We start from the raw sequence: 13416 nt of genomic DNA on the forward strand, positions 1-13416 counted from the left end.
CCCCGGCCCTGGCCCCCGGTCCTGACCCCGGGCGCGGCGCGGCCCGGCCCTGACCTTGGGCGCGGCGCGGCCCCGGCTCAGGGGCAGGTGTCCAGCAGCGTGGCCAGCGCCTCGCGCTCCGCGGCGGTGACGCTGAGGCCGTAGGCGTCCTTGACCGCGGTCCAGGCCAGGGCGTACGTGCAGCCGAACTCCGCCCGGGGCGGCAGCCATTCGTCGGGGGACTGGTCGCCCTTCTCGCGGTTCGACCGGGCGCTGACCGCGAGCAGCTGCGGGTGGTCGAGGTCGTTGGCGAACGCCTCGCGTTGCTCGTCGGTCCATTCGTCCGCGCCGGAGCGCCAGGCGTTGGCGAGGGGCACGACGTGGTCGATGTCCAGGTCGCCCGGGTCGGTGAAGTCCGCCCCGTCGTAGGGGCTGTGCCACCTGCCCGACACCGGCGCGCAGTCCTCGCCGGCCGTCACGTCCCGGCCGTCGCGCAGCAGCACGCGCTCGCGCACCGTGCAGCCCTCCTCGCTGGTCCAGTGCGGGAAACGGTCGCGGGAGTAGCCCGTCATCGGGCGCGGCTGCGCCACGTCGAGGCCGGCGAGCATGTCCCCGGCCGCCTCGGGCGTGGGCAGCCCGGGCAGTTCCGTGGCCCCCGGCCCGCCCGTGGCCCGGGGCGAGTCCGTGGACGTGCCGGGCGAGCCGGGGTCCGTGGCGCTCGCCCGGCCGGCGCCGTCCGCGGGCTCCTCCGTCGCGTCGCAGCCGCCGAGGGCGAGGAGCGTTGCCGCCGCCGTGAGCGCCACCAGCCCCCGCGCGCGGCGTCTCGCGCCCCGCGCGGCGTTTCGTGCCGGGTGCCGTGCCTGGTGCCGTGCCTGGTTCCCGGCCGGGTGCCGCGCCGGTTCCGGTGCCGCGCGCCGGGCGCCGCGGCGTATCCCGTGCCGGGCGCCGCGTCCCGTTCCGCGTCCTGTCATGGGTGCCTCCCGCCCCGCTCGCCCCCGGGCCCGGCATCCGCGCCGCCCGCGGGCCGCCGTCCTGTCCCGCCCGGGGGAAGGTACCTCCCTCCTACCCGGCGGCGGGCGGCCGGCGCACCCCGGGCCCGGCCGCAGGAACCCCGGCGGGGCGGCGGGGCGGCGGGGCCGCGGGGCGCGCGAGGGCGCGGGTGCGCCCGGTGCCTCAGCGGGCCGGCGTGAGGTCCCCGGTGAGGGGAACGGCCGGGTGGTCGGCGTTGCTCACCAGGGAGAGGCGCGGGCCGCCAGGGCCCGGGTGCCACTGGCCGCCGGCCAGCGGGAGCAGGGCGACGTTGGGGGTGGGGCCCCGGGTCCAGTCCAGGGGACCCGCGATGGTGTCGAGGCGGGTCTCGGCCAGGGCCAGGGCGACGGACGCGCGGTCCTCGGGGTCGGCCGCGACGGCGAGGGCGTGCCGGGCGGTCTCCAGGAGGGCGTGGGCCAGGCCCAGGGGCTGGAGCCAGCCGCGGCCGGTGGCCCGCTGGTAGGAGTGGGCGAGTTCCGCGCAGGTGGTGCCGTCCAGGCTGGAGCGGTAGGGGTGGTCCGGGCTCCAGTAGACGAGGGTGGCCACGCGCGCCTCGGCCAATTCGGCCTGGGCCTCGGGGGCGGCGTGGGTGTGCGGGTAGGTCAGCCAGCGCGAGCAGGTGATCAGCCGGGGCGGCCGTCCCGCCTCCCGGGCCCGGCGGTGGAAGAGGGCCAGGTCGGCGGCGGTGGCCGCGCTCGTGATCAACTCGGCGCCGCACTCCCGCATCCGCTCCACCTGCGCCGCGAAGCCGGCGGCCCCTTCCCGGTAGGCGCCGAGGTCCACGAGGGTGTGCCCGCGCGCGGCGGTCACCGGCCCGAAGCCGTGGCGCGGGTCGCGCAGCAGGCTGCCCTGCAGGTCGTCGTTCCACAGGCACCCGACGGGGCCGGGGCCGCCGGCCTGCTCCCACAGCCCGGCGAAGACGCGGGCGATGTCGTCCAGTCCCCAGGCGAAGTGGTACGTCCACCGGAAGCGGTGCGCCGGGCCGGCGCCGCGCGCGTGCATGTACGCCTGCCAGGGGAAGGTGGTCGACAGGCAGGGCACCCCCGCCTCCTCGCAGGCCGCGGCGACGGCCGGCAGGACCCGGGTCCCGGCCATGGTGAGGACGAGCCGCGCCCCGCCTGGCCCGGCCAGTTCGCGCACCGCCTGCCGTGCCGCCCCGGGATCGGAGCGGCTGTCGCGCACGGTGAGGACCACGTCGTGGGTGCGGCCGCCGTTGCGCAGCCGCGACAGGCGGGGGGCCAGCGCGCGCACCACGTGGGTCAGGGGCTCCCCGAGGGGGGCCAGCCGCCCGGTCAGCGGGGCAACCACCCCGATACGCAAGGAAGAAGAAGTCGACACCATGTCAGCCCTGCCGCTCGCCTCTGCTGCTGATTTTCTGCTGCGCCCCTGGGGCGCTCCTGTGGCCACGCCCGGCGCCGCGGCGGCGGTCAGTGGCCGGAGCGGTCCACGGTGACGCAGGTGGTGCGGGTCAGCACCGCCACCGTCTCGTTGCCGCAGTTGTTGCTGTGTCCCGAGGCGTTGCGGGCGAACAGGAGGTTGGACAGCAGGCCGCCGCTCGGCCCCGACACGTCCCCGGCGCCCTCGCCGGTGTCCTCGCTCACGCAGGTGCGCTCCTTCAGGAGCGCGAGCTTGCCCGTGCCGCAGAGGTTGGAGTGGCCGGCGGAGTTCCGGCCGGAAAGGTTGGACAGCACCCCGCCCGCCCCGGCGTCGGCATCCGCGGCCGCGGCCGTCGTCATCCCGGCGGGAAGTGCCAGCAGGAGCCCCACCGTCGAGGCCACCACCGCGAGGGGTCGCGCACCGTACGTCATCCTTGGTCCCTTCCGAGCGATCGGCCCCGGCCGGCCGGCCGGGGCCGCCTGGAACAACGACGCCTCGCGCGGCCGGTATGGGCGCGGACCAGGTGAATCATCTGCTGGGTCGTTGATCGAATACTCCGACGGGATGCCGGAGTGCCCGGGCGTTGACGGGAGTTGACGCCCGCCCCGGCCGGGCGGCGCCCGCGGGGGCGGGCGCCGCCCGGCCGGGGCGCCGCGCGCCGGGTCAGCCGGCGGGGGCCGGGTCCAGGAGGGCGTCCAGGGCGGGTTCGCCGAGCGGGTCCCCGGCCGCGGGGTCGGGCTCCGGCCGGTGGGCCAGCAGGCTCAGCAGGCCGCGGCGGCCGGTGAGCGGCCGGGCCGGGGCGGTGAAGCCGTGGCGGGCCAGGGCGGTGGACTCCACGGCCTCCGCCGCCGCCACCTGGGCGCGCCTGGCGTCGAGCGCGGGGGAGGCCGTGGTGCCGGTGACGCCGGTGGTCCTGGTTCCGGCCAGGCCGCAGGCCGCCAGGGCCGCCCGGGGCGGCAGGCGGTGGGCGGCGGCCGAGGCGAGGGTCGCGGCGAGGCCGGGCAGCCGGTCCACCGGCACGTCGAGCCGCTCGGCGAGGCGTGAGGTCACGGCCAGCGCGAGCGCCACCGCCCGCGCCCCGTCCGCGCGCGGCAGGCCGGGCGCGGCGCAGGCCGCCACGGCGGCGGCCACCACCGGCCGCCGCCCGGCGGCGACAAGGGCGGCGGCGAGGGCCCCGGCCCGTGCCCGCTCGTCCGCCGCGGGGGCGGCCGACGGCAGCCCGGCGGCCTCGTCGAGCAGGGCGGCGGCGGCCTTGACGTGCCGGTGGTCCCCGGGCACGTCCGCGGCGGTCGCCAGGAGTTCGGCGAGCGCCACGTCCGGGGAGGGCCCGGCGGCCGCGGGCCGCTCCCCGGCGCCGGCCGCGGCCTTTCGCGCGGCCCGGGCGGGGGAGTCGCCGGAGTCCGCGGGGACGGCCGCCCGCAGCAGCCGGCCGAGGTAGCCGGGGCCCCGGTCGCGGGCGGCGGCCTCCAGGGCGCCGGTGCCGCCGGGCAGCACCCGCTCCACCAGGCCGCGGGCCTTGACGCCGAGCTCCTCCTCGGTGAGCGGGCGGGCCAGGCTGCCGCGGGCGTGCGCCACCTCGTGGACGAGCAGGGCGCCGTCGGCCATGGCGACCTCCACCCGCGCCGAGTCCCGGCCGCGTTCCGGCTCGGGCAGGAAGGCGACGAGGGAACGCAGCCGCCCGGCGGCGGCGGAGACGACGACCTCGGTGGCGTAGCCGCCGAGGTCCACCCGGGGCAGCAGCAGCCCGGCGGCCATGCCGTGCGCGGTGGAGAACCTGGCCTGGAGCCCGTCGGCCGGCTGGATGGTGCCGGTGAGTTCCGGCACCAGCGGGTGGCAGTGCAGCCGGATCGCGGTGACCGCCCCTGGCCCGCCGTGCTCGGCCACCGGCCGGTGCAGCGCCTCGGCGGCCTCGATCGCCGGGTGGGTGACGATGCCGCAGGGGTAGGGCTTGAAGGTGTTGTCGAGCAACTCCCAGCGTTCGCCCATCTCGTCGAGCAGCGCGGCCGGTTCGAAGGCGCCGCCGGCCAGCCGGTGGGCGAGGCCCTGCGGGCCGGTGAGGGTGTCGCCCGGGCCGCCGAGCCCGGCCGCGGCGTCCCGCGCCGCGCGCAGCCCGGCCACCGCGGCCTTGCCCGGGTGGTAGGGCTTGGTCATCGAGCCGAAGCCCTCGCGGTTGCCGAGGCCGTCCTCGACGGCCCACTCCAGGGCGGTGCGCAGGGCCGTCTCGTCCAGGCCGAGCAGCAGCCCGGCGGTGACCGCGGCGCCGAGCGCGCCGCAGGTCCCGGTGATGTGCCAGCCGGCGTCGTAGTGCGCGGGGGAGACGGAGACCCCGAGCCTGAGCTGGGCCTCCACGCCCCAGGCGAACGCGCCCAGGATCTCCTCGGCGTCGCGTTCCGCGATCTCCTCCTGGAGGCCGGTCAGCGCCCCGAGGCAGGCCGCGCCCGGGTGGATGACCGTGCGCAGGTGGGTGTCGTCGTAGTCGTCGAGGTGCGCGGCGATCCCGGTGGCGAGGGCGGCGTCGAGGGGCGCGAGACGCTCGGCGCGCCCCGGTACCAGCGCCCGGCCGCCGCCCGGTGCGCCGGGGGTGCCCAGCTCCCCGAGCGCGGCCACGACGAGGTCGGTCGCGGGCTCGCGGGCGGCGCCGACGGCCGTGGCGAGGACGTTGTACAGCGTTCGGCGGGCGGCCTCGCGCACGTCGGCGGGCAGGGGCGACCTGCTGTGGGAGGCGAGCAGCCGGGCGAGCCGGCCGAGCGGGGCGGACGGCGTCGACGGGGCTGCGGGGGCTGACGGGGCTGACATCAGGATTTTTCCTTGGTGCGTGGGTCGGCCCGGAGGACTCCGGGGTGGTTCTGCGGAGGAGTCCGCGGCCCGCGCGGTGGCGCGGGCCGCGGGTGGTCAGACGCCGACGAGGGGCGCCATCACCAGGACGCCGGCGACGAGGATGGCGACGCCGATCAGGTCGAAGACGAAGCCGCTGCGCAGCATCTTGGTCATCGGCACCATGCCGGAGCCGTAGACGATGGCGTTCGGCGGCGTGGAGACCGGCAGCATGAAGCCGTAGCCCGCGGCGGCGGTGGCGACCAGGCCGGGGATGAGCGGGTTGACGTCGACGGCGGCCGCGATCGGCACCACGATCGGCACGACGATGCCCGCGCTCGCGGTGTTGCTCGTGGTCTCGGAGATCACCAGTCCCGCCACGGCCGCGAGCACGGTGAGGGAGACCAGCGAGGAGACGCCGAGGTGGTCGGCGAGTGAGGTGCCGAGGGTGTCGGCCAGGCCGGTCTCGGAGGAGAGCGAGCCGATGACGGTGCCCGCGCCGAACAGCAGGATGACGCCCCAGTCGATCTTGACGGCCTCGGCCCAGGTCAGCGTGGGCGCGCGGCGGGCGGCGCGCCGGCCGCCGGCCCCCCGGCCGCCGGCGAGCGGCAGCAGGAAGAGCACGCTCGCCGCGAGGATGGCCGCGACGCCCTCGGTCAGGTGGTCGTGCATCCAGGTGACCGGGCCCGCGTCGTCGCCGAGGACCAGGCTGCCGATGCCGGGCGCCGTCCACAGCACGACGGCCAGCGCGAAGGCCACGCAGGTGTTCGCCTCGCCGCGGCCGAACGGGCCCAACTCGGCGCGCTGCCCCGCCACATACGCCTCCGCGCCGCTGAGCTCGCGCACCTCGGGGCGGTTGAGGCGCAGCAGGATCAGGCACAGGGCCGCGAACATGACCAGCACGATCGGGGCGAAGAGGAGCACCCACTCGACGAAGTTGATCGTCTTCCCGGTCTGCTCCTCGACGAGGTCGCGGCCGATGAGCTGGTGCGGGGCGCCGATCGGGGTGATCAGGCCGCCGATGGAGGCGCCGTAGGCGATCATCAGCATCAGCGCCGTGGACCAGCGCGAGCCGTGCAGGTCGGGGCCGCCCTTCTCGGTGCTGATCGCGCTGACCGCGCGGACGATGCCGATGCCGATCGGGAACAGCATCGCGACGGTCGCGGTGTTGGAGATGAACGCCGAGATCAGGACCGACATCGCGCCGAAGGCGACCACGGTGCGGGTGGGCGAGCGGACCACCCCGCCCAGCGAGAGCACCCGCAGCGCGATGCGCCGGTCGAGGCCGTGCACCGTCATGGAGCGGGCGATCACGAAGCCGCCGAGGAACGTGAAGATCGTGTCGTTTCCGAAGGCGCTGAAGACGGTGTCCTCGTCGGCGACCCCGACGAGCACGCACAGGACGATGCCCAGGATGGCCGTCACGGCCAGCGGTATCGCCTCGCTGACCCACCAGATCACCACCAGCGAGAGCACGGCCGCCAGCGCCCGCTGCTCCCACACCAGGCCCTGGGCGCACACCAGCACCAGGGCGAAGGCGAGGGGGCCGAGGGCGAGGCCGAGGCGCCCCCGGATCAGGTCGAAACGTTCCTGCCTGTCGACGGTGTGCGAGGCGGCCGCGCTCGTCGAGGCTGCCGCGCCGGTGCGGTCCTCGGTCTTCATGGGTCCTCCGTGCTGCCCGGATCGTGACACGCTGTTCCGTATCGTGGGCACCCTAGGGGGTCGATCCCGGGGCGGCAAGGGGGGCGCCGCGGGAAAATCCGGGTGGCCCGCGGGTGGCCTTCGGGTGGACGGGGGGCGAACTCCCCTGGTCCGCCGCCCGTGCCGCCCCCCGGCAGGGCCCGCGCCGCCATGGGGAGGAGCAGGGGGGAAGCGAACGGGGATGCGAAGGGGGATGTGGGGAGCGGAACGTGGGGCGCCGGCGGGCGGGGTTAAGCTGAGCGGCGTGACGGCATCGGCAGACGAGGCTGTGCCCACGTCCGACCGCCCGTCCGGGGTGCAGTCGATCGACCGGGCGGTGGCGATACTCACGGCCTTTTCCCGGGCGCGCCCCGTCCTGGGGATCAGCGAGCTCGCGCGGCACACGGACCTGACCCGCGGGACGACGCACCGGCTGGTCAGCGCCCTGGCCGCGCACGGCATGCTGGCCCAGGTCCCCGGCTCGACCGCGTACTCCCTGGGGCCCAGGCTGCTCGGCCTCGCCGAGGCGGCCCGCGACCAGCTCTCCCTCGACGTCCAGGCGCCGCCCGTGATGACCTGGCTGCGGGATCGGACCGGGGAGACGGTGGGCCTGCACATCCTCGACGCGCTGCCGAGCCGCCGCACCATCGCGCAGGTCGAGTCCCTCCAGCCGCTGCGCCGCACGTACACCGACCTCGGCGCCTCCCGCCCGCCCCACCAGGGCGCCCCCGGCAAGCTGCTGCTCGCCCACGCGCCCGGCCGGGTCGCCGCCGAGGTGGTCGCCGCGCTCGGCCGCGCCGAGCCCGCCGCCGCCGAGGAACTCGCGGCGGAGCTCGACCGGGTGCGGGCGGAGGGCTACGCCATCTCGCTGGAGGAGCGGGTGCGGGGCGTGGTCGCCCTCGCCGTCCCGGTCCGCGACCACAAGGGCGAGGTCGCCGCGGCGCTCAGCGTCTCCGTGCCCGCGGTGCGTGCCGGAAGGCCGGAGCTGGTGGCCATGGCCCCGCTCGCCCAGGAGGCCGCCGCCAGGCTCTCCTCCCGCCTCGGCCACGAGCCCGGGGACGCAGGGGGCGTCGCGGACGGCGCGGACTGAGGGGCCCTGCGGCCCTTCCGCGACGGCGCCCCCCAGCAGGGGCACCCCGCCGCGCTCCCGTGGGGGCCCGCCCGCCTCCCGCGCCTGACCCCTCGTCGGCCGCGCCCGACCCCCGCCTCCGGCGCCCGACCCCCCGACCCCCCTACCACGCCCCCGCGCGCGGCCCGGCTCCCCGCGCCGCGTGCCCCGGGCAACGGCCCCGCGGCTACGCGGTCGCGCGGGGTCGGTCCCGGCCGCGCGGGCGGGGGGCCGCCGCCGCGGCGCATTCCGCGGCCGCATGCTGGCCGGGCGGGGGATGTGGCGGGCGGCCCCCGAACCGCACAGTCGAATGCCATGTGGGCATCAACGCAGGTGGGACCCGAGGCGGCCGCCCGGGGCGCCGCAGGGGAGGCAGGAGAGCACACCATCGCCGTCCTCGGCGCGGGCATCGCGGGCCTGGTCGCGGCGTACGAACTCGAATCGCGCGGGCACCGGGTGACGGTGTACGAGGGCAGCGAGCGGATAGGCGGCCGGATCTACACCCACCGCTTCGGCAGCGCGCCCGACGCCCCCTACGCCGAACTGGGCGCGATGCGCATCCCGCCGGGACACGCGCTGACGCTGGCCTACGTGGACCGGCTCGGCCTCGGCCCCGCGCTGCGCCCCTTCCACACGATCCTCAGCGACGAGAACAACTACCTGTCCACCTCGGGCGGCTTCGTCCGGGTCAGGGACGCGGCCGGCCCCCTGGCCGCCGACCTGCGGCGCACCCTCCCGCTCGACGGGTACCGGCGCGCCACCGTGCTCTTCGGGGCCTGGCTGACGGCCGCCGTCCGCGCCATCGGACCGGCCGGGCTGCGCGACGGCTTCGCCGCCGCCGAGCTGCCCGTGCTGCTCCGGCTCGCCGACCGGGCCGACCTCGCCCCGTACGTGCGGGGCCCGCGCGCCGACCGGATCGACCTGGGCGCCGTCTTCCGCGACCACCCCGAGCTGCGCGCGGAGTGCAGCCCCCGCCTCCAGGGCTTCCTGGACGACCTCCTCCTGGAGACCGGCACCGGGCTCACGTGCCTGGCCGGGGGCATGGGCCGGCTCACCGACCGCCTCGCCGGGCGGCTGCGCGGCCCGATCCTGCTGGGCCGCGAGCTGACCGCCCTGGACGCCGGGCACGACCGGGTCCGCCTCACGCTGCGGCACGGCAGGCACGGGATGGTCCGCAGGCACCCGGCCGCGGTGTGCACCCTGCCGTTCTCGGTGCTGCGCGGCCTGGGCCTCACCGGCCTGGACGCGGACAAGCGCGCGGTGATCGAGAGCGTCGAGTACGCCGCGGCCACCAAGATCGCCCTGCACTGCCGGGAGGCGTTCTGGACGCGCGAGGGCATCCGCGGCGGCGCCTCGGCCACCGGCGGCAGGACCCGCCAGACCTACTATCCGCCGCCCTCCGGCGATCCCGCCAAAGGCGCGGCGCTGCTGGGGAGTTACGCCATCGCGGAGGACGCCGACCTGCTCGGGCAGTTCCCCGAGCAGGCCCGCCACGCCGCCCTCGTGGACGAACTCGCCCCGCTGCACCCGGAGCTGAAGGAGCCGGGCGCGGTGCTCGGCGCGGCGAGCATCGCCTGGGGGAGCCACCGCTGGAGCAACGGCTGCACCTCGCTGCGCTGGGCCCTGGGCGGGGACACGGCCCGCCGCGCCGAGGAGCGGCGGCGCGCGGCCCGCCCGCAGGGGCGGCTGTTCTTCGCCGGGGAGCACTGCTCCACCACCCCGGCCTGGATCAACGGGGCCATCGAGTCCGCGCTGGGCGCGGTGGCGGCCGTGGACGCGACCCTGCGGGTGGCGCGGTGAGCGTCTTCGACCTGCCCCGGCTGCACTTCGCCGGCACCGCCTGCACCCGGCTGCCCACCGGGCCGCGCAGCGGCCGCTACGACCTCGCCCGCAACCGCGCCCTGACGGCCGACGGCCTGCCGTTCCCACCGGAGCGGCCGGCCCGGGAGTACCACGAGCACCTCGACGGGCTCGGCGCCCGCTTCGAGCCGGACGGCCGCCTCACCCCCGAGGGCCGCTTCGGCACGGTCAAGGGCTGGAACTTCGGCGGCAACGGCCACTTCTGGGTGGACGCCACCGTCACCGGCTGGGAGGCCGAGCCGGGCCGCCCCGAGACCCACGACCCGGTCGTCGGGCGGCACGTGGACCTGTGGGGCCACTACAACGACCACCTGGCCACCACCGTCAACCGGGCCCGGGTCTTCGACGTGGACCCGGCCTCCGAGTGGACCACCACGGTGATGGTCGGCCGGTTCGGCTTCGGCAGGCTCGGCAGGTCGCACGAGGTCGGCTACCTGGCCGCGGGCGGGGTCACCGGGTACCAGCCGCCCCGCTGGCAGAACGCGCGCCACGTCCTGGAGGTGGGCGCGCACCCGCTGGCCGGCCGCTTCCGGCGTTCCGTGGTCCACCAGTTCGCCGTGGGCGAGGGCCTGGAGTGGTTCCCGGAGGCCGACTCCTCCAGGGCGGCGCGGCGGCTGCGGGCCCGGCTGGCCGAGGGCGGGGCCCGGGGCCTGGTCGTGCGGTTCGCCCTGTTCAACATGGCCACGCCCCAGGTCCCCGACGCCCCCGACGTGTGGCAGGTCCGCGGCACCATCGCCCCCTGGCTGCCCGGCGAGGAGCGCACCTGCCCGGCCGGGCGGCTGCTGACCGGCCGGGCCACGCGCCGGGCGGGACTGCCCGCCCCGCTGCACAACGCCGCGGTGCACCTCACCCAGGGGCACACCACCCTCGACCTGGTCACCGCCGTGCCCCACACCCGCCGCGCCGCCGAGCCGGGGCCCGGGCCCGTGCACGCGCTCGGCCCGCGCCTCGACCTCGGCGAACTCCGGCTGTGCACCCGCGACTCCGGGCGGCTGGTGGCCCGCGTGCCGCGCGAGGCGTACCTGGGCGACACCGACGCCACGGGCGGCCTGGTCACCGTGCCCACCGAGCCGGAGGTGGCCGCCGCGCTGGCGGCCGGGGCCGTGCCGGACGAGCCGCTGCTCCTCACGGGCGCGCCGCCGGGGGAGCGGCGCCGGGTGCTGCTCGAAGAGGAGGAGACGGTGGTGCGGGCCGACGACTCCGCCCTCTTCCTCGAACCGCCCCGCCCCGTCACCGGCGGGGACGGCGCCGTCGAGGTCGCGTTCCGCACCTACCGGCTGGGCCGCCCGGCCCCGGTCCCGGGGCTGCGGGCGCTGCAGTTCTTCAACCCCAGGGCGCTGCCCGCCGATCCGCGGACGGCCGGGGGCCTGGCCGCCTGCGGGGACGTGCGGATCGTGGACGTGCGCCCGGCCGGGCCTCCCGGGGAACCGGCCGGCCCCCGGGACGGGGCCGGCGAGGAGCGGGCGGCCAACGGGCCGGGCGGGGCGGGGGCCGGGAGCGGGCCCGGCCGGGCGGGGGCCGGCGAGTGGGCCGCGTCCTGCCTGCTGGACACCGACGAGGAGGGGCGGGGACGGCTGGCGCTCAGGTGCGCGGAGCCGGGCGCCACCCGGCTGCTGCTCCTGCCGCCGGGCGAGGAGCCGCCCTGCGACCCGGCGCAGCCCGGCTCCGCGGCCCGCGCCTACGACAACGAGGACCGGCTCGGCTACTGGCCCGCGGTCTGCGCGGTGGACGTGCGGGTGCTGCCCGACACCTGGCACCTGGCGGACATCCCGCCCGACGAGGTCACCTTCGAGCTGCTCTACCGGGAGGTGTTCGCGCCGTGGGAGCTGCTGTACTCCTTCATGGCGGACGAGGTCTTCGCGCTGGCCGACGAGTGCAAGGTGGCCACGTACGCACGGCTGGTCTGGCTGATGTGCGACCCGCGCAACCGGGGGCGCACCTACTTCATGCCGCCCACCAGGGACATGACGCGGCCCCAGGCCGCACTGCTCCTCGCCTACCTGCGCCGCGAGGAGGCCAAGCGGCGCCGGCCGCCCCTGCTGGTGCCGCGGCGCCCGCGCCCCGGCGCCCTCACCACCCGCGGCGCGGTGCACGAGGCGCTGCGGGAGGCCGCGGCGGTGGAACTCGCCGTCATGCTCCAGTACCTGTACGCCGCCTGGTCGATCCCGCCGCACGAGGCCGGGGCCGAGCTGGTGCGGCGCGGGCAGTGGACGGCCGGGCAGCTGGACCTGGCCTGCGGCGACGGCGGCGAGACGCGCCACGGCGGCATCCGTGGCCTGCTGCTGAACGTCGCCAGGGAGGAGATGGTGCACTTCCTGGTGATCAACAACATCATCACCGCCATGGGCCTGCCCTTCCACCTGCCGGCGATCGACTTCGGGACGGTCAACTCCCGGCTGCGGGTGCCCCTCGACCTGTGCCTTGAGGGCTTCGGCCTGGGCAGCGTGCAGCGCTTCATCGCGATCGAGCAGCCGCACGGCGCGGGACCCGGCCTCGCCGGGGAGGAGCCGGGGCGCCACGAGGACGGGCGGCCCTATCCGTATCAGTCGCTCAGCGACCTGTACGCCGCGATCCGCGAGGGCATCGCCACCGTGCCCGGCCTCTTCCTGGTGGACCGCGGGCGCGGGGGCGGCGAACACCACCTGTTCATGCGGGAGTCGGTCAACGCGGCGCACCCCGACTACCAGCTGGAGGTGGACGACGTGCCGAGCGCCCTGTTCGCCATCGACTTCGTCACCGAGCACGGCGAGGGCAACGTCCTGCCGGGGGCGGGGGAGCGGCACCACGAGGAGGAGTCGCACTACGAGACCTTCCTGCGGATCTCCGACCTGCTGACGGCCGAGCACCACGGGGCGGCGGCGCGGCGGGAGCGGGGCGTGCGCCGCCCGCCCTGGTCGCCCGCCTACCCGGTGCTGCGCAACCCGACGCTGCACCCGGGCAACCCGGCGCAGGAGCCGGTGGAGGAACCGGAAGCCCGGGCCGCGCTGCGGGTGTTCAACGACGCCTACTTCCTGATGTGCCGGCTCTTCCTCCAGCACTTCGGCTCCACGCCGGACGCGAGCCTGCGGCGTTCCGAGTTGATGAACGCGGCGATCGACGTGATGACCGGGATGCTGCGGCCCCTGGCCGAGCACCTGGTGACGCTGCCCTCGGGGCGGCCGGGGCGCACCGCGGGCCCCTCCTTCGAACTCGCGGAGCAGCCGGGGGCGATCCCCCGCCCCGACGTGGCACGGCGGGCGCTCGGCCTCGGGTTCGCCAGGCTCGCCGAGCGGGCGGACGCCCTGCCGGGGCTTCCGGGTCGGGTGGCGGAGCTGATGCGCTTCTACGCGGACCGGTTCGGGAAGGCCGCGGGGTGAGGACAGCGTTGAGGGCGGGGGCGGGGGCGGGGGCGGGGGCGGGCCGGGCGCGCGCGGTCCGGGAGGGGGCGCGGCCCGGAGTCCGCGAGCCGATGACTGATCCTGCGTCAACGCGCTCGAAGTGGTCATCCGTCGCCCGTTTGTCCGCATTCGTTGATCATTGACTGCTATCTGCGTATGGCATGACGATGAGGTAAACCGACATGATCACCA

At 77.2% G+C, this 13416-nt stretch carries 8 protein-coding genes; 3 read left to right on the forward strand and 5 right to left on the reverse strand.

The genetic code is table 11. The features are described 5' to 3' along the window. Positions 1-77: 77 nt before the first annotated feature. From D7294_RS32590 to D7294_RS05425, 5 genes are all read right to left on the reverse strand, one after another. Positions 78-782, reverse strand: a complete 705-nt coding sequence (locus tag D7294_RS32590) for an HNH endonuclease family protein (protein ID WP_241562112.1) — start codon at positions 780-782, stop codon at positions 78-80. A 370-nt stretch (positions 783-1152) separates the two neighbouring features. Next, the gene (locus tag D7294_RS05410; RefSeq protein WP_241562113.1) at positions 1153-2316 is read right to left on the reverse strand and encodes an ABC transporter substrate-binding protein; all 1164 of its coding nucleotides are present in this window, start codon (positions 2314-2316) and stop codon (positions 1153-1155) included. Between the two features lie 119 nt (positions 2317-2435). Next, the gene (locus D7294_RS05415) at positions 2436-2816 is read right to left on the reverse strand and encodes a hypothetical protein (protein ID WP_120676011.1); all 381 of its coding nucleotides are present in this window, start codon (positions 2814-2816) and stop codon (positions 2436-2438) included. Between the two features lie 232 nt (positions 2817-3048). Further along, complete coding sequence (locus D7294_RS33620; protein WP_120676013.1) at positions 3049-5181, reverse strand: MmgE/PrpD family protein; 2133 nt, start codon at positions 5179-5181, stop codon at positions 3049-3051. A gap of 96 nt (positions 5182-5277) precedes the next feature. Beyond that, positions 5278-6861, reverse strand: a complete 1584-nt coding sequence (locus tag D7294_RS05425) for an SLC13 family permease (RefSeq protein ID WP_120676015.1) — start codon at positions 6859-6861, stop codon at positions 5278-5280. Positions 6862-7144: 283 nt separating this feature from the next. Between D7294_RS05425 and D7294_RS05430 the strand changes: the two genes are divergently transcribed. From D7294_RS05430 to D7294_RS05440, 3 genes are all read left to right on the forward strand, one after another. After that, positions 7145-7969: an IclR family transcriptional regulator gene (locus D7294_RS05430; protein ID WP_158674568.1), complete on the forward strand. Its 825-nt coding sequence runs from the start codon at positions 7145-7147 to the stop codon at positions 7967-7969. A 333-nt stretch (positions 7970-8302) separates the two neighbouring features. Then, positions 8303-9787 (forward strand): flavin monoamine oxidase family protein, encoded by a 1485-nt coding sequence (locus D7294_RS05435; protein WP_120676019.1) that lies wholly within the window; start codon positions 8303-8305, stop codon positions 9785-9787. After that, entirely contained in the window at positions 9784-13203 is a 3420-nt protein-coding gene (locus tag D7294_RS05440) for a ferritin-like domain-containing protein (RefSeq protein WP_120676021.1), read from the forward strand. Before D7294_RS05435 ends, D7294_RS05440 begins: the two co-directional genes overlap by 4 nt. The last annotated feature ends 213 nt before the right edge of the window (positions 13204-13416 follow it).

The organism is Streptomyces hoynatensis (assembly GCF_003626535.1).
Classification (GTDB): domain Bacteria; phylum Actinomycetota; class Actinomycetes; order Streptomycetales; family Streptomycetaceae; genus Streptomyces; species Streptomyces hoynatensis.